At 47.1% G+C, this 19,300-nt stretch carries 19 protein-coding genes; all 19 read left to right on the top strand.

Annotated elements, in window-relative coordinates:
- Positions 1-1,320: a flagellar protein export ATPase FliI gene (fliI, locus tag AC3D28_RS06955; protein WP_488535996.1), complete on the top strand. Its 1,320-nt coding sequence runs from the start codon at positions 1-3 to the stop codon at positions 1,318-1,320.
- Between the two features lie 6 nt (positions 1,321-1,326).
- Positions 1,327-1,770, top strand: a complete 444-nt coding sequence (fliJ, locus tag AC3D28_RS06950) for a flagellar export protein FliJ (RefSeq protein WP_488535995.1) — start codon at positions 1,327-1,329, stop codon at positions 1,768-1,770.
- Positions 1,771-1,938: 168 nt separating this feature from the next.
- Entirely contained in the window at positions 1,939-3,588 is a 1,650-nt protein-coding gene (locus AC3D28_RS06945; protein WP_488535994.1) for a flagellar hook-length control protein FliK, read from the top strand.
- An 83-nt stretch (positions 3,589-3,671) separates the two neighbouring features.
- Positions 3,672-4,166, top strand: coding sequence for a flagellar basal body-associated protein FliL (gene fliL, locus AC3D28_RS06940; RefSeq protein ID WP_488535993.1), 495 nt, complete (start codon positions 3,672-3,674; stop codon positions 4,164-4,166).
- A gap of 7 nt (positions 4,167-4,173) precedes the next feature.
- Positions 4,174-5,220, top strand: coding sequence for a flagellar motor switch protein FliM (gene fliM / locus AC3D28_RS06935; protein ID WP_098415109.1), 1,047 nt, complete (start codon positions 4,174-4,176; stop codon positions 5,218-5,220).
- A 51-nt stretch (positions 5,221-5,271) separates the two neighbouring features.
- The gene (gene fliN / locus AC3D28_RS06930) at positions 5,272-5,682 is read left to right on the top strand and encodes a flagellar motor switch protein FliN (RefSeq protein ID WP_098415110.1); all 411 of its coding nucleotides are present in this window, start codon (positions 5,272-5,274) and stop codon (positions 5,680-5,682) included.
- 1 nt (position 5,683) lies between these two features.
- Positions 5,684-6,097 carry a flagellar biosynthetic protein FliO gene (gene fliO / locus AC3D28_RS06925; RefSeq protein WP_488535992.1) on the top strand — a complete coding sequence of 138 codons (414 nt, stop codon included), beginning with the start codon at positions 5,684-5,686 and terminating at the stop codon, positions 6,095-6,097.
- On the top strand, positions 6,084-6,953 hold the full coding sequence (gene fliP, locus AC3D28_RS06920; RefSeq protein WP_488535991.1) for a flagellar type III secretion system pore protein FliP: 870 nt from the start codon (positions 6,084-6,086) through the stop codon (positions 6,951-6,953). Before fliO ends, fliP begins: the two co-directional genes overlap by 14 nt.
- A 25-nt stretch (positions 6,954-6,978) precedes the next feature.
- Positions 6,979-7,248 (top strand): flagellar biosynthesis protein FliQ, encoded by a 270-nt coding sequence (gene fliQ / locus AC3D28_RS06915; RefSeq protein WP_098415113.1) that lies wholly within the window; start codon positions 6,979-6,981, stop codon positions 7,246-7,248.
- A gap of 8 nt (positions 7,249-7,256) precedes the next feature.
- Positions 7,257-8,039 (top strand): flagellar biosynthetic protein FliR, encoded by a 783-nt coding sequence (fliR, locus tag AC3D28_RS06910; protein ID WP_098415114.1) that lies wholly within the window; start codon positions 7,257-7,259, stop codon positions 8,037-8,039.
- Positions 8,040-8,048: 9 nt separating this feature from the next.
- Positions 8,049-9,179: a flagellar biosynthesis protein FlhB gene (flhB, locus tag AC3D28_RS06905; RefSeq protein ID WP_488535990.1), complete on the top strand. Its 1,131-nt coding sequence runs from the start codon at positions 8,049-8,051 to the stop codon at positions 9,177-9,179.
- Positions 9,180-9,384: 205 nt separating this feature from the next.
- Entirely contained in the window at positions 9,385-11,484 is a 2,100-nt protein-coding gene (flhA, locus tag AC3D28_RS06900; protein ID WP_488535989.1) for a flagellar biosynthesis protein FlhA, read from the top strand.
- Between the two features lie 28 nt (positions 11,485-11,512).
- Positions 11,513-13,045 carry a flagellar biosynthesis GTPase FlhF gene (flhF, locus tag AC3D28_RS06895; protein ID WP_098415117.1) on the top strand — a complete coding sequence of 511 codons (1,533 nt, stop codon included), beginning with the start codon at positions 11,513-11,515 and terminating at the stop codon, positions 13,043-13,045.
- A complete protein-coding gene (locus AC3D28_RS06890) occupies positions 13,042-13,929 on the top strand; it encodes a MinD/ParA family protein (protein ID WP_488535988.1) in 888 nt (295 codons plus the stop codon). The genes flhF and AC3D28_RS06890 overlap by 4 nt, the downstream gene beginning before the upstream one ends.
- Positions 13,922-14,656: an RNA polymerase sigma factor FliA gene (locus tag AC3D28_RS06885; protein WP_488535987.1), complete on the top strand. Its 735-nt coding sequence runs from the start codon at positions 13,922-13,924 to the stop codon at positions 14,654-14,656. The genes AC3D28_RS06890 and AC3D28_RS06885 overlap by 8 nt, the downstream gene beginning before the upstream one ends.
- Positions 14,657-14,700: 44 nt before the next feature.
- A complete protein-coding gene (gene cheY / locus AC3D28_RS06880; RefSeq protein WP_098415120.1) occupies positions 14,701-15,069 on the top strand; it encodes a chemotaxis response regulator CheY in 369 nt (122 codons plus the stop codon).
- A gap of 118 nt (positions 15,070-15,187) precedes the next feature.
- Positions 15,188-15,928 (top strand): protein phosphatase CheZ, encoded by a 741-nt coding sequence (locus AC3D28_RS06875; RefSeq protein WP_488535986.1) that lies wholly within the window; start codon positions 15,188-15,190, stop codon positions 15,926-15,928.
- A gap of 9 nt (positions 15,929-15,937) precedes the next feature.
- Positions 15,938-18,166, top strand: coding sequence for a chemotaxis protein CheA (locus AC3D28_RS06870; RefSeq protein WP_488535985.1), 2,229 nt, complete (start codon positions 15,938-15,940; stop codon positions 18,164-18,166).
- A 29-nt stretch (positions 18,167-18,195) separates the two neighbouring features.
- Positions 18,196-19,296 (top strand): protein-glutamate methylesterase/protein-glutamine glutaminase, encoded by a 1,101-nt coding sequence (locus AC3D28_RS06865; protein ID WP_488535984.1) that lies wholly within the window; start codon positions 18,196-18,198, stop codon positions 19,294-19,296.
- Positions 19,297-19,300: the final 4 nt, after the last annotated feature.

The raw sequence follows: 19,300 nt of genomic DNA, 5'->3' as shown, positions 1-19,300 counted from the left end.
ATGCAAGCGTTGGCCGACCGTTTAAAAAACTACAAAGTTGAAGGCTTAACCACACGCCCAGTCGCCTCTGGCAAACTGGTTCGCGTTATTGGTTTAACGTTAGAAGCCACAGGTTGCCGTGCACCAATCGGCAGCCTCTGTTTGGTTGAAACCATGTCTGGGCAGATGGAAGCGGAAGTCGTCGGTTTCTCAGGCGATAATCTGTTTTTGATGCCAAGCGAGCAAATCACGGGCATTTTACCTGGCGCTAAAGTGACACCAATAACGAATGATGCGGGTTTGCCTGTTGGTATGGAGTTGCTTGGCCGAGTGATTGACGGTGTAGGGAACCCCTTAGACGGACTTGGGCCTCTGTATACTGATCATCGTGCTTCATTTCATGCTGTGCCTATTAATCCACTGGCTCGCAAGCCTATTTCTGAACCCCTTGATGTCGGTTTGAAAGCGATCAACGGTTTATTGACGGTGGGTAAAGGCCAACGCATCGGACTCTTTGCTGGCTCGGGCGTGGGTAAATCGGTCACGCTTGGCATGATGACCCGAGGCACTACGGCGCAAGTGGTGGTGGTTGGCCTTATCGGTGAACGTGGACGCGAAGTTAAAGAGTTTATCGAAGAAATTTTAGGTGACGATGGCCGTCGTCGCTCTGTGGTCGTGGCGGCGCCAGCTGATGCTTCACCATTGATGCGGTTGAAAGGTTGTCAGACAGCCTTAACCATTGCCGAGTACTTCCGCGATCAAGGTTTGGACGTATTATTGCTGATGGATTCATTAACGCGCTTTGCGCAAGCGCAACGTGAAATCGCCTTGTCCGTCGGTGAGCCGCCCGCCACGAAAGGTTATCCGCCATCAGTCTTTGCAAAATTGCCAGCGTTGGTGGAGCGTGCAGGTAATGGAGATGGCGAGCAGGGGTCAATTACCGCATTCTTTACTGTATTAACCGAAGGTGATGATCTACAAGACCCTATCGCCGATGCCTCACGTGCGATTCTCGATGGTCATATTGTGTTGTCCCGTGAAATGGCAGACGCAGGCCACTACCCAGCCATCGACGTTGAGAAATCGGTTAGCCGTGTTATGCCGCAAATCACCACCGAAGAGCACGTATTGATGTCAAAAGCGGTGCGTCAGGTATTGTCGATTTGTCGTAAGAATCAGGATTTGGTCTCGATTGGCGCGTACAAACCTGGTACTGATCCTGCGATTGATGGTGCCTTTACCCTGAAGCCGAAATTAGATGAATACCTCCAACAAAGCATGAAAGAGTCGGTGCCTTACGGTATGTGTGTCAATATGCTGAAAAGTATTTTAAGTGGGTAATAGCCTATGGAAAACGCGATGGATTTCTTGCTCAAGCAAGCGAAAGAGCAAGAAGATCAAGCGGTCTTGGCTCTTAATAAAGCGCGCAGTGAGTTAGAAGACTACTACCTTCAAGTTGAGCAGATTGAAAAATATCGTCTAGATTATTGTCAACAGCTAGTTGACCGTGGTCAAGCGGGTTTGACCGCCAGCCAATATGGCCATTTAAATCGATTTCTCACTCAGCTAGATGAGACCTTATCTAAGCAAAAGCAAGCGGAAAATCACTTCAAAGAACAAGTCGAAAACTGTCAAGAATACTGGTTAAAAGTGCGAAAAGAACGCAAATCCTATGAATGGATGATAGAAAAACGCATGAAAGATAAACAACAGGAAGAAGCTAGACGCGAACAAAAGCAGATGGATGAGTTCTCGACATTACTTTATAGCCGAAGAGCGAAGCCATTTTAAGGATAGAGAAATGCGAATCTGTTTACACTTTCGGAAGGATATTGTCGAAAGAAATTTACTTCTTGTTGGCGTGATTTGTGCATAAAACGATACAACTAACCTAATTTTGCCACTCATGCGCAATGACGGCAGTGAAATATTAATGCTGCGGATAATGAGAATTTCTATATGAATGTGAATTTGTCTAATGCTTCAGCGACAAATAAGACGTCAGCTTCGGACTCTACCGCGAAAGGAATTGCAGAAAACTCTGAAAAAAAAGGTTTTTTTGAAACCTTAGCCGACACTTTTACCGGTTCACAAACAACAAAAAAAACCGCGGCGCAATCCGCAGACATTGAAAGCGAAGCAAGCGCCACGGGCAGTAATTCGCTTACAAATAAAAGTGAGAGCCAAGAAACCGTCGCGGCTAGCGACAACGCTGACAACAATACAGCGGCCGATAACGCGGTGAACACCCAAGCAAGCCAACAAGGCGAATTACCGTCAGGGCAAGAAGAACACTTAGATATTCAAGCGATCGATTCAGTAACGTCTGACCAAAACAGCTTGGCAAAGACTCATGATGTCACCAACGCGATGGGAGAAGGGCAGCAACTATTAGGCCGTCTTGAGCAAGCGAATCAAGCGTTGCAAGCAAATACTGCTTCTGTCGAGAGCGGCAAAGAGGTGCCTCTACAAAAGAGCGAAGCATGGCAAAATATGACGGCGCAAGTGACGAATGCGGCTGCGCAGAATGTGGTAAATGATGGGAGCTCTGGTGTGCTGATGTCCGCGAAGTTAGTGGCTGATGCTGAGACCGTCCAACGCGTTTCACTGGACCAGCTGGAGCTCATTGATACCAAGCTTGCACAAGGAAAGTCGCTGACGGCGCAAGAAATCGATGTTATTGAGGGGCTGAAAACCGGCGCGATTGTCGCTGATATGCCCAATCAAGATCTTGCGCAGTTTGTGGCTCTGCCGAGTGAGCTAAAGCAAGCTCTTGCGGAGCAACAAGCGACGCAGCAGAGCCTCGCGCGTCAAGCTTCAGCCATGACCACGGCACAACAGGCAGCCACGCAAGAAATGAAGCACGCGGCGGCTCAATCCGCTCAAGCATTGGCGGCTCAGAATCTAGATAAAGCGGCGATGTCTTCCATGCCAGACGCCTTGGTTACGACCAATTTGTCTCCGGCGCTTCAAGGTGTGGCGAAGAGTGATGTGAGTCATAAAGCTATGAACGCGGCTTTGACAGCAAGTGCATTGCAAGCGACGGCCGATAAACAAGATAAACCGGACCTGCAACATGGTTTGGCTGGACAAATTCAAGCCGCGGCAGGGCAGCAGGGTGTCAGTACACCGCAACAAGCGCGAATTGATGCTGCTCAGCAAGCCCAGCTTCCGCTACAACTGACCAAAGAGTTAGCCAATGAGCAAGTGGCGGAAAAGGTACAAATGATGATGTCAAAGAACCTGAAAAACCTTGATATTCGTCTTGACCCTCCTGAGCTGGGCCGTATGCAAATTCGCATGACCATGAACAATGATATCGCCAATGTTCATTTCACTGTGAGTAATCCGCAAGCGCGTGACATTGTGGATCAGGCGCTTCCCCGTTTGAGAGAAATGTTGGCTCAGCAAGGCATGCAACTCGCTGATTCGTCGGTTCAGCAACAAAACAGTGGTCAACAACAAGATGGTTATGCCGCATCGGATCAAAGTGGGCAAGGCACTACTGGGAGAGGATTTTCTGGTCATTCAGAAGAAAACTTTGATACCGACGCCAATCTTGATTTGAATGTGGTTTCAAAGCGTGATGGAATTAGTTTCTACGCATAATGATGCCTTTCACACGTAATGATCAGGTTACCAAGCAAGCTTCGTGCTCGATCAAGTAACCTCCAGAACAATAAGAGACAATAATGGCAGATGAACAGCCCCAAGGGACCAACGCACCGAAAGGTAAGTTACTCATTATTATTGCTGTAGTGGTGATACTGCTCGGCGGTACTGTTGCGGGAGTCTTTTTAATAGGCTCTTATGAGTCGACTCAAACGAACGTGTCTCAGCAGAGTCAAGCGTCGACCTCGAATGCAGCACCGATCGCTTACGTGAACCTTCCGCAAGCATTTGTTTTCAACGTAACGGGTGACCGTCGCGATAGGCTGGTACAAATCAAAGCTCAGTTGATGGTCCGTGGCGCTGAGAATGAGCAGTTAGCTCGTTACCATTCACCTCTGGTTGAGAGTTCTTTGTTGTCGACGTTTGCCTCTGCAACCGTTGAGCAGCTTCGTTCTCCGACGGGCCGAGTGGAGTTGCGTGATCGCGCTTCTGAGGACATTAAAGCAGCACTTAGCGCTGCGGTTGGTAAACCAGTGATTGAAAAAGTACTGTTTACAGATTTTGTTATTCAATAGGTAAAACGTGACCGATCTATTAAGCCAAGACGAAATTGATGCGCTATTGCATGGGGTTGACGATGTCGATGACGTTGATGAACCAGCAGGAAACGACACAGAAGGTGCCGTCAGTTTCGATTTTTCGTCTCAAGACAGGATTGTACGTGGCAGAATGCCGACGCTCGAGCTTATCAACGAGCGTTTTGCAAGGCATATGCGCATCAGCTTGTTCAATATGCTGCGTAAAACGGCGGAGGTGTCGATAAACGGCGTTCAGATGATGAAGTTTGGTGAGTACCAAAACACATTGTACGTTCCCACCAGTCTGAATATGCTGCGTTTTCGCCCACTAAAGGGCACGGCATTGATAACGATGGAAGCGCGGTTGGTATTTATACTGGTAGAAAACTTCTTCGGTGGCGATGGTCGTTTTCATGCCAAAATTGAAGGGCGTGAATTTACCCCAACTGAACGTCGCATTATTCAATTATTACTGAAAATAGTTTTTGAAGATTATAAAGAGGCTTGGTCGCCTGTTATGGGGGTTGAGTTCGAATATCTCGACTCAGAAGTGAACCCTAGTATGGCAAACATCGTTAGCCCAACCGAAGTGATAGTGGTGAGCTCATTCCATATCGAGGTCGATGGCGGTGGTGGTGATTTCCATGTGGTCATGCCGTACTCGATGGTTGAGCCAATCCGCGAACTGCTAGATGCGGGTGTTCAATCAGACAAAATGGAAACCGACGTTCGTTGGAGCTCCGCGTTGCGTGAAGAGATCATGGATTGTCCGGTCAATTTCCGCGTCAATTTGCTCGAAAAAGATATCTCGCTACGTGATCTGATGGAGTTACAACCAGGTGATATCATCCCAGTTGAAATGCCAGAAAACGCGACGATGTTTGTTGAAGATCTGCCGACCTATCGAGTCAAAATGGGTCGTGCGGAAGACAAATTGGCGGTGCAGATCTCGGAAGAGATTGAGCGACCACATGTGGTAAAAACAGACTTAGCTTTCTTAGGTAAAGACATCATGTCGGAGCTTGAGAGTGACGACGATACAAACGATTAAGATACCTTATACAGGCTTTGGCAGAAATAAGGCTTAACACAGGATAGAAAAATGGAACCAAGTGACGATCAAAAGCTGGCAGACGAATGGGCAGCCGCTCTCGACGAAGACCCTTCTGCGCCTTCTATTGATGTAGATGAAGTGTTGGCGGCGCCACTGGATGAGTTGAAAGATACTTCAAGTCCCATTACGGACGATGAGCGCCGTAAACTCGATACCATCATGGATATTCCCGTGACGATAGCGATGGAAGTCGGTCGTTCACAAATCAGCATTCGTAATTTACTGCAATTGAACCAAGGTTCGGTTGTTGAGCTGGATCGCCTAGCGGGTGAATCATTGGACGTATTAGTCAACGGAACCTTAATCGCACACGGCGAAGTGGTGGTCGTGAATGATAAGTTTGGTATCCGTTTAACCGATGTGATCAGCCAAACTGAACGCATTAAGAAGCTGCGTTAGTATGAGCGGTTCAATCAAGACACGCATGAAGCAACTCATTGGAGCACTGAGCTTAATGCTGAGTGCTCCTTATGCATTTGCTGCCGCGCCAAGTAATCTCGATCTCGCCACCACCCTAGGGTCTCTTGTGCTCGTTATTGGGGTTATTTTACTGCTTGCTTGGCTGCTTAAACGTATGCAAGGCCCCACGATGGGACAACAAAGAGGCTTACGTATAGTGAGTCAACTCCCTGTCGGCACCAAAGAAAGAATTGCCGTGGTCCAAGTTGGCGAAGAGCAGTTTTTGGTCGGGATCACTAGCCAATCGATCCAAGCCTTGGCTAAGTTAGACAAGCCACTAAAAGAGCAAGAGTTGGCAACCAACGCTTTTGCTAATCAATTTAGCCAACTGATTAAAAAACATGAAAAAGGGTAACCTAATTCGCTTGGTCATGAGTACGTTGTTACTTTTGGCTGGCATACTGTTTTCTTCACTTTCGTTTGCCGAGGCAGAGGAGTCATTACTGCCTGCTAATTTGGCAGAAGGGAGTAGCGTGACGGTGCAGGCCATGCAAAGCGACACGGGCGCCAGTCGTGCTATGGCGGTCAACAATGGTAGTGGTATTCCTGCTTTCACTATGACCACTAACCCTGATGGCAGCGAAGACTATTCGGTCACGTTACAAATTCTGGCATTAATGACCATGCTTGGCTTCTTGCCAGCGATGGTGATTCTGATGACCTCTTTCACCCGTATCGTCGTGGTGATGTCGATATTGCGTCAAGCGATGGGTTTGCAACAAACGCCTTCGAATCAGGTGATCATTGGTATTGCACTGTTCTTAACTTTCTTTGTCATGTCGCCAGTGCTTGATGAAATCAATGAGCGAGCGGTTCAGCCCTATTTGAATGAGCAAGTGACGGCTCGTGAAGCCTTTGATGCGGCACAAACGCCAATGAAAGCCTTTATGCTCAAGCAGACTCGTATTAAAGATTTGGAGACCTTCGTTAATATGTCTGGCGAGCAGGTGGCTAACCCAGAAGATGTATCAATGGCGGTATTGATTCCGGCATTCATCACCTCTGAATTAAAGACCGCATTCCAAATTGGCTTTATGCTGTTTTTGCCATTTTTGATCATCGACCTTGTGGTTGCATCGGTATTAATGGCCATGGGTATGATGATGTTATCTCCGATGATTGTATCGTTGCCGTTTAAGTTAATGCTGTTCGTACTGGTGGATGGTTGGAACTTAATACTATCCACACTCGCGGGCAGTTTTGCCGTTTAGCGTGGCACAGATAAGAGGATAAGACATGACGCCAGAAATGTTTGTCGAGCTTTTCCGTGATGCACTGTGGATGGTGTTGATCATGGTCTGTGCCATTATCATTCCGAGTTTACTTATCGGTCTTGTTGTGGCTATTTTTCAGGCTGCTACGTCCATCAACGAACAAACATTAAGCTTTTTACCTCGTTTGATTGTCACTTTATTAGCGCTGATGTTATTTGGTCATTGGATGACACAAATGATGATGGAGTACTTTTACGGCTTAATTGAGCGTCTTCCTCAGGTACTCTACTAGAGGCGCGTATGGAGTATCCTACTAGTGTTGTCTTAGAATGGATTGCAAATTATTTCTGGCCTTACGTTCGTATCTCTTCGATGTTGATGGTGATGACGGTGACCGGCGCGCGCTTTGTTTCGCCGCGTATTCGGCTCTATCTTGGGCTCGCGATTACATTCGCCGTTATGCCAGCCATTCCTGCCGTTCCTCAAGATATTGAGTTGCTCTCATTTCGTGGTTTTATAACCATCGTCGAACAGATGATCATTGGTATCGCCATGGGGATGGTAACCCAATTTATGATTCAGACGTTTGTCTTATTAGGACAGATTCTTGGCATGCAATCGAGTTTGGGCTTCGCATCCATGGTCGATCCGGCTAATGGTCAAAGCACGCCTTTGCTTGGTCAGTTGTTTATGTTCCTGACGACCATGTTTTTTCTCGCGACGGACGGGCACCTCAAAATGTTGCAGCTGGTGGTGTTTAGCTTTAAAACGCTCCCTATTGGTTCTGGTACATTAACGGCGCTGGATTTCCGCGAGATGGCTGGTTGGCTTGGCATCATGTTTAAAACGGCGCTCAGTATGTCGCTATCAGGCATTATTGCGTTACTGACCATCAACTTGTCGTTTGGTGTGATGACACGTGCCGCACCTCAGTTGAATATTTTCTCACTCGGTTTTGCCTTTGCATTGATGGTGGGCTTATTAATTTGTTGGTACATTTTGTCTGGTCTATACAGTCATTATGAGTTGTTCTGGGCAGTGGGTGAGGAGCAGATTTGTCGCCTCATTCGCTTGGATTGCTAGGAGGCTGGTATGGCAGAGTCAGACGGTCAGGAACGCACCGAAGAAGCCACGACCCGACGGTTACAACAAGCCAGAGAAAAGGGACAGGTGGCTCGGTCCAAGGAGCTCGCGTCAGCGTCAGTACTGATTGTTGGCGCCATTTCGTTGATGTGGTTTGGTGAGAGCTTATCACGTTCCTTGTTTTCTATTATGAGTCGCTTGTTTGATCTCCAGCGTGACGAAATCTTCGATACGGCTAAGTTATTTGATATCGCAATCAGTGCGATGAGCGAGTTACTTTTGCCTTTATTTCTCATCTTAGCGACGTTGTTTACGGCCGCAATGATTGGCGCTGCAGGCGTAGGTGGTATTAGCTTTTCCGCCCAGGCAGCGATGCCTAAACTGTCAAAAATGAACCCACTTAGCGGCCTTAAACGTATGGTTGGTATGCAAAGTTGGGTGGAGCTGATTAAGTCGCTCCTAAAAGTCGTGCTGGTGACTGGTATTGCCATTTATTTGATCCAAGCGTCACAAGCAGACTTGATTCAACTGAGTATGGATGTGTATCCACAAAACATCTTTCATGCGTTAGATATTTTGCTCAACTTTGTCTTATTAATCAGTTGCTCGTTGTTGATTGTGGTGGCTATCGACATTCCATTCCAGATCTGGCAACACGCCGATCAGCTGAAAATGACCAAGCAAGAAGTTAAAGACGAATACAAAGAAACGGAAGGCAAGCCAGAAGTGAAAGGGCGTATTCGTATGTTGCAAAGGGAAGCAGCGCAACGACGTATGATGGCCGACGTACCTGAAGCCGACGTTATTGTTACTAACCCAGAACACTTTTCGGTTGCGCTTCGGTACAAACAGAAAACCGATCGGGCGCCAGTGGTGATCGCCAAAGGTACTGATCATATGGCGATGAAGATCCGGGAAGTAGCCCGTGAGCACGACATTACTATTGTACCCGCGCCACCCCTTGCCCGTGCGCTATACCATACAACAGAATTAGAGCAAGAAATCCCCGATGGTTTGTTCAGTGCCGTTGCACAGATCCTAGCGTTTGTTTTCCAGCTGAAACAGTATCGTAAAAAAGGCGGTCAACGTCCAAAAATTCAAGATTATGACTTACCTATCCCGCCAGAGCATCGTCACTAATCCTTACGCAACCTAGCTAGAGAAAGGCTATTAGAATCAAAGATCTAGTCTTTATTTAGCGTTTAGTCATTATTTTGGCGTTAATTGTGGTATATAGATTGCTTAACACGGCTTAATTATCAACAGACCTAAACTTTGGGTCAAAGTGGTCGCGTATATAATATCAGATAGCGTGACGCTTCAATCGATTGAGATACCTCGCAGTATGAAGTTAAACCTGCCATTTGCAGAAAAATTGCCACGAATACCTCTGCGCGCAATGCCAGCCATTGGCGCGCCAGTCATGGTTTTGGCCACCCTTGCTATGGTGGTATTACCAATACCGGCTTTGCTGCTGGATATGTTCTTCACCTTTAATATCGCGTTGTCGATGGTGGTGTTGTTAGTGACCGTTTACACGCGTCGTCCGTTGGACTTCGCGGCATTCCCGACGGTATTGCTGATCGCTACATTACTGCGTCTGGCATTGAACGTCGCTTCGACACGTGTCGTGTTGCTGCTCGGACATGAAGGCGGCGATGCGGCAGGTAACGTGATTGAAGCTTTTGGTAACGTCGTCATTGGGGGTAACTACGCGGTTGGTTTAGTCGTGTTCCTCATTTTAATGATCATCAACTTTATGGTGGTCACCAAAGGTGCGGGTCGTATCTCTGAGGTGAGTGCTCGCTTTACGCTTGACGCTTTGCCCGGTAAACAAATGGCAATTGATGCAGACTTAAACGCTGGACTAATTGATCAAGAGCAGGCGAGGGTACGTCGCTTTGAAGTAACCAAAGAAGCGGACTTTTACGGCTCAATGGATGGTGCCTCTAAGTTCGTAAAAGGTGACGCGATTGCCGGTATTTTAATTCTGTTTATCAACATTATCGGTGGCCTTGCTATCGGGATGGCGCAGTACGGGTTAGGTTTTGGTGAAGCCATTGAAATCTATACCTTGTTGACCATTGGCGATGGTTTGGTGGCGCAAATCCCGTCGCTCTTACTTTCTATTGCGGCGGCAATGATGGTTACGCGCCAAAATACCGATGAAGACATGGGCGAACAATTGGTTTTCCAACTGTTCGATAACCCTAAAGCGTTGATGATCACGGCCGCGATTCTTGGCGTGATGGGGATTGTGCCAGGTATGCCACATTTCGCCTTTTTGACGCTGGCGGTGGCAGCAGGCACCGGCGCGTACTTGATCGACAAACGTCAAAAACAGAAAATAAAAGACCTTGCTCTACCCGCGAAAGATGAGGAAGGGAGTGAGCCGTCATCACAGCGTGAGCTGTCTTGGGACGACGTTCAGCCCGTTGATATTATCGGGTTAGAAGTTGGTTACCGTTTGATTCCCTTAGTTGATCGAGACCAAGGCGGTGAATTGCTGGAGCGGGTGAAAGGGGTGCGTAAGAAGCTTTCGCAAGACTTTGGATTTCTAATTCCAGCGGTACACATACGTGACAACCTTGAACTGACGCCAAACAGCTATCGAATCACATTAATGGGGGTTGCGGTGGGCGAAGCTGAGATTCGTCCGGATCAAGAGCTAGCGATTAACCCAGGTCAGGTGTATGGCATGATTGATGGCGAGCCAACCATTGACCCTGCATTTGGACTGGAAGCCGTATGGATTCGCGAAGATCAGCGCGAGCATGCGCAAGCGTTAGGCTATACGGTTGTGGACTCATCCACAGTATTAGCGACGCATCTTAGCCAACAGTTAACGAACAATGCTTCTCAATTGCTTGGTCATGAAGAAGTTGAGAATTTATTGGAAATGTTAGGCCGCAGTACGCCTAAGTTGGTTGAAAATTTTGTGCCTGATCAGTTGGCATTAGGTGTCGTAGTGAAAGTTCTGCAAAACTTGTTAAACGAAGCCATACCGATTCGTGACATTCGCACGATTGTGCAAACTTTGGCTGAGTATTCCAGTAAGAGTCAAGAACCTGACATATTAACGGCGGCGGCTCGAATTAGTCTAAAACGTCTAATTGTTCAGGAAATCAATGGGATAGAGCCAGAGTTGCCAGTGATTACCCTGATACCTGAGCTGGAACAAATATTGCATCAAACTATGCAAGCTTCAGGAGGCGAATCTGCTGGGATTGAACCGGGACTCGCTGAACGATTGCAGTCTTCACTAAGCCAAGCGACGCAAGAGCAAGAGTTAAATGGCGAACCTGCGGTTCTGCTGACGTCGGGTGTATTACGTTCGACGTTAGCGAAGTTTGTGAAGAACACAATACCTAATCTCCGGGTGCTGTCTTATCAAGAAATTCCGGATGAAAAACAGATCAGAATTGTGCAAGCCGTGGGTAACTGATCTCACGCATCATTAATGGATTCATAGTTTGAAAATAAAGCGATTTTTTGCCAAAGACATGCGAGCGGCGTTGCTCCAAGTGAAAGAGGAGCTAGGCGCGGAAGCGGTGATCATGTCAAACAAGAAAGTGGCTGGGGGCGTAGCAATTGTCGCAGCAATAGATAGCGAATCTAACGCGCCTTCCACGAATGCCACGTCGCAATCGAATCGTGGTGCTCCTCAATCGAATCGCTATAACGAACATCGTCAAATGTCATCGTCGTCTGCCGACCGTTTTCGAGACCGCAATTTAGATAACGACAAAATTAGCCTGAATAATCACAGTAACAACGAAAAATCAGGCTCAATGACTAAGCGATTTGCCAATATGCTCAAGCAATATAGCAGCGGAGCAGCAGATTCTGATGAGCATACTGCGGAAAACGAAGATTCGTTGTCAGCTTTATTGCAGCGTCAGAACCAGCATCGCGATGGTTACAATCAAGAAAAGCCTGCGCCATATCAACCCGATTCCCCGTTGGCGAAGCTCATTGCACAAGACAATCGATTTGAACGTCCAACGCCGAAGCTAGACCCGACGCGTTATGACCGCCGTCGACCTGCTGATGAACGAGAAGAATCGGCGGATGAGCTTGAAAGCATGCGTGAAGAGATGATGTCAATTCGCCGTCTGTTGGAACACCAAGTCTCAGGCCTCATGTGGCAAGAAGTGGAACGCCGTGAGCCGCTAAGAGCGATGCTAATCAAGCGTTTAGAACGAATGGGGGTTTCTCCAGAACTCGCCGATCAAATGGCGTGTTACATTCCTGAAGATACGCAACCAGCACGAGCGTGGAAGGCACTTCTGTCCCTTGTGGCAGATCAAATCACGATTCCTAAAAAGGATATTTTAAAGCGTGGTGGTGTGGTTGCCCTGTTAGGCCCAACAGGTGTCGGAAAAACAACGACAGTGGCTAAGCTCGCAGCACGCGCCGCCATGGAATATGGTGCCGATAATGTGGCGCTTGTTACCACTGATACATATCGTATCGGGGCACATGAACAGCTCTCAATTTATGGAAGAATCATGGGTTGTCCCGTAAGAGTTGCTAAAGATTCTAACGAGTTAGCCGATGTTATATATCAGCTAAGAAACAGAAGACTGATTTTGGTCGATACGGCAGGGATGGGTCAGCGAGATGTGCGGCTTTCCGAACAGCTCGATACCCTGATGCAAGAAAGCGGAGAAGTCATTCACAGCTATCTCGTTTTGCCAGCAACCGCACAACGTCGAGTTCTACAAGAAACGCTGGATCACTTCCGACGCATTCCGCTGTCGGGTTGTATTATGACCAAACTTGATGAGTCATTGAGTCTAGGCGAATTCATCAGTGTAGTGATTCAAAACGCGATGCCAGTGGCTTACATTGCTAATGGTCAGCGCGTGCCAGAAGACATTGTGATAGCGCAACCAAAATATATGCTTGCGAAAGCAAATGAACTGTTAGAAAAGTCGACAGAGAATGAACCTCACTTTTGGAACAGTGACAGTGAAGGATTCGAAGGCGGCGGATTACTATGACTGAGAATATGATACACGATCAAGCAAGCGGCCTCCGTCGCTTAACACAACCATCATTGACCAAAGTGATTGCTGTTACTGGCGGCAAAGGTGGTGTGGGGAAATCAAACGTAACACTGGGTCTGGCAATTTGTATGGCTCGTCAAGGCAAGAAGGTGATGGTTCTTGACGCTGACTTAGGTCTGGCCAATGTAGACGTGATGCTCGGGATCCGCTCAAAACGTAACCTAGGACATGTTCTAGCTGGTGAGTGTGAGCTAAAAGATGCGATTGTGGAAGGCCCTTATGGTGTCAAGATAATCCCTGCAACTTCTGGCACACAAAGTATGACTGAGCTTTCACATGCTCAACATGCTGGGCTCATCCGAGCATTTGGTGGTCTTGAAGAAGAAATTGACGTCCTGCTGATTGATACGGCTGCGGGCATTTCTGACATGGTGATTAGCTTTTCGCGTGCAGCTCAAGATGTGGTTGTTGTGGTTTGTGATGAGCCGACATCCATCACTGATGCATACGCATTAATTAAGCTACTCAGCAAAGATCATCAAGTTCAACGCTTTAAAGTTGTCGCAAATATGGTTAGAAGCTACCGTGAAGGTCGAGAATTGTTTGCAAAGTTGACGCTAGTCACAGAGCGATTCTTGAATGTAAGCATTGAACTCGTCGCATGTATTCCATTAGATGATAAAGTACGTCAGGCTGTAAAAAGACAAAAAATTGTTGTTGATGCGTTTCCACGCTCACCTGCAGCTTTAGCTATCAGCTCACTAGCAAATAAAGCGTTAACGTGGCCACTACCGAAAACACCCAGTGGACACTTGGAGTTTTTTGTGGAAAGGTTGCTAAATCGAACCGAATTCGCAGAGGACCCTTTTGGTGAATAAAGCGATAACCTATGACCAGCATGGCAGATTTAAGAGCCAGCAAGCGTTTATAGAACGCTATTCAGTGTTGGTTAAGCGCATTGCTCATCACCTATTAGGCCGCTTACCACCAAGTGTCCAAGTAGAGGATTTAATTCAGGCCGGCATGATAGGTCTTATCGAAGCTCAGCAGAATTATGATGGTTCTAAAGGTGCAAGCTTTGAAACTTATGCTGGTATTCGTATTCGCGGAGCCATGTTAGATGACATGCGCAAAGGCGATTGGGTACCGCGTTCTGTTCATAAAAATAATCGAGAGATCAACCAAGCGGTTGCGGAGCTAGAAGGTGAACTAAATCGCGATCCGACTGATTCTGAAATAGCAGCGCACCTCGATATGACACTAGATCAATATCATAGTGCACTAACCGATATAAACTGCTCGAAATTAGTAGGAATTGAGGATTTAGGCGTTTCTGATGATGTGATTTCACCTGCTGATGAAACTGATGAGAGCAATCCATTCAAACGGGTTGCTGATGAATCCTTTCGAAACGCACTGGTTGAATCGATCAAACAGCTTCCAGAGCGTGAAGCGTTGGTGCTTTCGCTTTATTATAACGAAGAACTCAATTTGAAAGAAATTGGCGATGTATTAGGCGTAAGCGAATCTCGCGTAAGTCAAATACTGAGTCAATCGATGCAACGTTTACGCACCAAGCTCAGTGCGTGGACACAAAATGACTAAAAACACTGATTTACGATTCAGTGGAGGCAATTTTGAATAAAAATATGAAGATCCTTATTGTTGATGACTTCTCAACAATGCGCCGTATTGTTAAAAATCTGTTGCGTGACTTGGGGTTCAATAACACTCAAGAAGCGGACGATGGTTTAACTGCATTACCCATGCTGAAAAAAGGTGACTTCGATTTTGTTGTAACTGATTGGAACATGCCTGGTATGCAAGGCATCGATTTGCTTAGACACATTCGAGCGGATGCTGAATTGAAGCATCTGCCAGTTCTTATGATCACAGCTGAAGCGAAGCGTGAGCAGATCATTGAAGCTGCTCAAGCAGGGGTAAATGGCTACATTGTTAAGCCATTCACTGCTGCAACACTAAAAGAAAAATTAGATAAAATTTTCGAACGTTTATAACTCTCTCTTTGCCTTTGTTATTCAAGTCATTCGTACCAATTATTAAATGCCTGTTAAATGACTTGTTTAGCGTTTTCAAAGTGATAATAAGAATTAAACGTAAAAGGGTCTATTCAGAATGATCTCACTAGAGCAGGCGAAATCGCTCGTTCAAATGCTAGAAAGCGGCGAGCAAGACCAAGCCAATATGCTTGTTGCCTCGATTTATGAAGGTACTGAGAATCCAATGCTGCAAGAAATTGGGTCGTTAACTCGAGACCTTCACGATTCACTCAAGCAGTTTAGCTTCGATCAACGCATGACCGAAATTGCGCAAGATGAAATTCCGAGTGCAAGGGACCGACTGAACTACGTGATCGAAAAAACGGAGCTGGCAGCAAACAAAACGATGGATGCGGTGGACTGCTGCCTTCCCATCGCTGACAACCTAAATGATTGCCTTCAACAAGTTCGTCCTCAATGGAATGAACTTATGCATGGGCGCATCGAATTAAGCGAGTTCAAAGCGCTTTGTCATCGTATCGATGAGCTGCTGGTTCAAGTCGAAGGTGACAGTACCGAGTTGCGCGGTCAGCTGACTGAAATTCTCATGGCGCAAGATTTCCAAGACTTAACGGGTCAAATTATTCGTCGCGTAATCACGTTGGTGAACGAAGTTGAAGGCCGTTTAGTGGAAATTCTCACCGTGTTTTCCGGCAATAAACCTGAAGTTCAGGTTCAAGTTTTGTCAGAACCGGCAGATAAAAAGAATAAACAAACAAGCGAAGTTGAAGGCCCTATTCTTCATCCAGAACTAAGAGAAGATGCGGTTTCATCGCAGGACGAAGTCGATGACTTGTTGTCCAGTCTTGGATTTTAAAGGTAACGTATGAGCTACGATTTAGACGAAGATATTCTTCAGGACTTTCTCATTGAGGCTGGGGAAATTCTGGAACTGCTATCTGAGCAGTTGGTTGAATTGGAAAACAACCCAGAAGATAAAGACTTACTTAATGCCATTTTTCGCGGTTTCCATACCGTAAAAGGTGGGGCTGGCTTCCTTTCTTTGGCTGAGCTGGTAGATACCTGCCACGGCGCAGAGAACGTGTTTGACGTATTGCGAAATGGTCAACGCACGGTGACGCAAAGCCTGATGGATACGATGTTGAGGGCTTTGGATACAGTAAACACTCAGTTCCGAGCCGTGCAAGATCATGAACCATTACAAGCTGCGGATCCGGCACTTCTTGAAGAACTTCACCGTCTATGTAAACCAGAATCTAAAGATGAAGTGGTTGAAACACTCACAGAAGAATCGGTCGTTGCTCCAGAAGCGGTCACCGAAGAGCCAGCAGCCCCAGTAGTAGACTCAAGTGTCGGTTCTGTTGATGAAATTACCCAAGACGAATTTGAAAAGCTACTGGATGAGCTGCATGGTAAAGGCTCAGCGCCAAGCGCGATACCACCTGCTTCTGTTGCGGCGTCAGAACCAGAACAATCAAGTGCACTCGAAAGTGATGATATCACCGACGACGAATTTGAGCGTCTTTTAGATGAACTGCATGGCGCAGGTAACAGCCCATCGACTGCTGAATCTTCTGCGGCAGAAGAAATGCCTAAATCGCCACAGGCGGCGAGCTCAACACCCGCTTCAACGCCGGCATCATCCTCAAGCACTGACAGCGACTTAATGACGGACGAAGAGTTCGAGAAGTTGCTGGATGAACTGCATGGCTCAGGGAAAGGCCCAACGCTTGAAGAGCTTGATATGGCAACTAAACCAGCATCAACAAATGTCGAGTCAGAAGAGATCATCCCTGAACCTGTTGCTAAGCCAGAACCGGCAATGGCTGCAGAGCCAGCAACAAAAACAGAACCTAAACCTGTCGCTGTGAAAGAAGAAGCGAAGGCATCGGCGCCAGTCGTTAAAAAGCCTCAAGCTGAAGCGACAGTGCGTGTTGACACTTCTACGCTCGATACCATCATGAACATGGTTGGTGAGCTTGTGTTAGTGCGTAACCGCTTGTTAAGTCTTGGCTTGAACAGCAACGACGAAGAAATGTCAAAAGCGGTGTCCAACCTCGATGTGGTTACGGCCGATCTACAGGGCGCGGTAATGAAAACGCGCATGCAGCCAATCAAGAAAGTATTTGGTCGTTTCCCACGTGTTGTTCGTGATTTAGCGCGTAACCTAAATAAAGACATCGTGCTAGAAATGCGTGGTGAAGAAACCGATCTCGATAAAAACCTTGTTGAAGCGCTTGCCGACCCGTTGATCCACCTAGTGCGTAACTCTGTTGACCACGGTATTGAAATGCCGGATGACCGAGTGAAAGCAGGGAAATCGCGAACGGGTAAAGTGCTTCTTTCTGCTTCTCAAGAAGGCGATCATATTGAACTTGCTATCATTGACGATGGCGGCGGTATGGACTCGAACAAACTTCGCGCAATCGCAGTGAAACGCGGCATGATGGATGAAGATGCTGCTGCGCGTTTGACAGACAAAGAGTGTTTTAACCTGATCTTCGCCCCTGGTTTCTCAAGCAAAGATAAGATTTCTGACATCTCTGGCCGTGGTGTGGGCATGGATGTGGTGAAAACGGCGATCAACACCCTCAATGGTTCAATCGATATCGATTCTGAACTTGGTAAGGGCACCAAGATCATCATCAAAGTGCCACTGACATTAGCTATCTTACCGACGTTAATGGTTGGTGTGGGTGGACACCCGTTTGCTCTGCCATTGGCATCGGTCAGTGAAATCTTCCATTTGGACTTAAGCCGCACTAACGTAGTGGATGGTCAACTTACTATTATCGTTCGTGATAAATCTATCCCATTGTTCTACTTGCAAAATTGGTTAACGGTAAAGTCACCACGAATAGAAGAGCGCATCGGTCATGGTCATGTGGTGATTGTTCAGCTTGGTAGCCAACGTGTTGGTTTTGTTGTGGATACGCTGATTGGTCAAGAAGAAGTGGTCATTAAACCGCTCGATAACTTATTGCAAGGCACGCCGGGTATGGCTGGCGCGACGATCACCAGTGATGGTCACATCGCATTGATTCTTGATGTGCCTGATTTACTTAAGCAATACGCTGCGGCTTCACGCCTCTAGGCTAAGCTGACGTTATTAAAAGGAATAAAATGGCGATTAAAGTACTAGTCGTTGATGATTCGAGTTTTTTCCGTCGTCGTGTTAGTGAAATCATCAACTCAGAATCGCGCCTAGAGGTGGTTGACGTTGCAGTGAACGGTAGAGAGGCGGTAGAAAAAGCCCAATCTCTTAAGCCTGACGTCATCACCATGGATATTGAAATGCCAGTGATGGATGGCATTACCGCTGTGCGTGAAATCATGGCTGCAGCACCAACGCCAATCCTGATGTTTTCGTCCCTTACTCATGATGGCGCGAAAGCAACACTTGACGCGTTAGATGCGGGTGCTTTGGACTTCTTACCGAAAAAATTTGAAGATATCGCGCGTAATCGTGAAGAAGCGGTATCACTGCTCCAACAACGAGTGATTCAGATTGCCTCTAAGCGTACTTTTATGCATCGGCCAATCGCTCGTCCTGCAGCAAATCCCAGTACTGCTCCGCGCTCGTTAGGTGTAAGAGCAGCTTCAGCACCAACTCGATCTGCAGTGACCAAGTTCCGTGCTTCTGGTAAGAAATATCAGCTTACAGCGATCGGGACATCAACGGGTGGACCTGTCGCACTACAAAAAATTTTGACGGTTATGCCAACGAACTATCCTCATCCGATCGTGTTAATCCAGCATATGCCAGCAACGTTTACAGCCGCATTTGCTAGTCGCTTGAATACGTTATGTAGAATTCAAGTCAAAGAAGCGCAAGATGGTGATGTATTGCAACCGGGCGTTGCGTATCTAGCACCTGGTGGTAAGCAGATGATGGTAGATGGTCGGCCTGGCGCAGCACGTTTGCGCATTATTGATGGCGGTGACCGGATGAACTATAAACCTTGTGTCGATGTGACGTTTGGGTCTGCCGCGAAAGTATATGGCGATAAAGTACTGTCTTTAGTGCTGACAGGCATGGGGGCTGACGGTCGCGAAGGGGCTCGGATGTTAAAATCTGCAGGTTCCACCATCTGGGCACAAGATGAACAGAGCTGCGTTGTTTACGGCATGCCACAAGCGGTTGCGAAAGCGGGCATCTCTTCCGAAGATTTACCTCTCGACCGTATTGCTGACCGCATGCTGGTGGAAGTTGGCCTAGCGTAGGATT

It is taken from the genome of Vibrio sp. TAP-3B (assembly GCF_057784735.1).
This window is presented reverse-complemented; position numbering and strand designations above follow the sequence as displayed.

What these genes read in the sequence shown, in the direction of transcription:
- fliI (WP_488535996.1), top strand. Translation starts at nt 1, where the DNA reads ATGCAAGCGTTGGCCGACCGTTTAAAAAACTACAAAGTTGAAGGCTTA.
- fliJ (WP_488535995.1), top strand. Translation starts at nt 1,327, where the DNA reads ATGGAAAACGCGATGGATTTCTTGCTCAAGCAAGCGAAAGAGCAAGAA.
- AC3D28_RS06945 (WP_488535994.1), top strand. Translation starts at nt 1,939, where the DNA reads ATGAATGTGAATTTGTCTAATGCTTCAGCGACAAATAAGACGTCAGCT.
- fliL (WP_488535993.1), top strand. Translation starts at nt 3,672, where the DNA reads ATGGCAGATGAACAGCCCCAAGGGACCAACGCACCGAAAGGTAAGTTA.
- fliN (WP_098415110.1), top strand. Translation starts at nt 5,272, where the DNA reads ATGGAACCAAGTGACGATCAAAAGCTGGCAGACGAATGGGCAGCCGCT.
- fliO (WP_488535992.1), top strand. Translation starts at nt 5,684, where the DNA reads ATGAGCGGTTCAATCAAGACACGCATGAAGCAACTCATTGGAGCACTG.
- fliP (WP_488535991.1), top strand. Translation starts at nt 6,084, where the DNA reads ATGAAAAAGGGTAACCTAATTCGCTTGGTCATGAGTACGTTGTTACTT.
- fliQ (WP_098415113.1), top strand. Translation starts at nt 6,979, where the DNA reads ATGACGCCAGAAATGTTTGTCGAGCTTTTCCGTGATGCACTGTGGATG.
- fliR (WP_098415114.1), top strand. Translation starts at nt 7,257, where the DNA reads ATGGAGTATCCTACTAGTGTTGTCTTAGAATGGATTGCAAATTATTTC.
- flhB (WP_488535990.1), top strand. Translation starts at nt 8,049, where the DNA reads ATGGCAGAGTCAGACGGTCAGGAACGCACCGAAGAAGCCACGACCCGA.
- flhA (WP_488535989.1), top strand. Translation starts at nt 9,385, where the DNA reads ATGAAGTTAAACCTGCCATTTGCAGAAAAATTGCCACGAATACCTCTG.
- AC3D28_RS06890 (WP_488535988.1), top strand. Translation starts at nt 13,042, where the DNA reads ATGACTGAGAATATGATACACGATCAAGCAAGCGGCCTCCGTCGCTTA.
- cheY (WP_098415120.1), top strand. Translation starts at nt 14,701, where the DNA reads ATGAAGATCCTTATTGTTGATGACTTCTCAACAATGCGCCGTATTGTT.
- AC3D28_RS06875 (WP_488535986.1), top strand. Translation starts at nt 15,188, where the DNA reads ATGATCTCACTAGAGCAGGCGAAATCGCTCGTTCAAATGCTAGAAAGC.
- AC3D28_RS06870 (WP_488535985.1), top strand. Translation starts at nt 15,938, where the DNA reads ATGAGCTACGATTTAGACGAAGATATTCTTCAGGACTTTCTCATTGAG.
- AC3D28_RS06865 (WP_488535984.1), top strand. Translation starts at nt 18,196, where the DNA reads ATGGCGATTAAAGTACTAGTCGTTGATGATTCGAGTTTTTTCCGTCGT.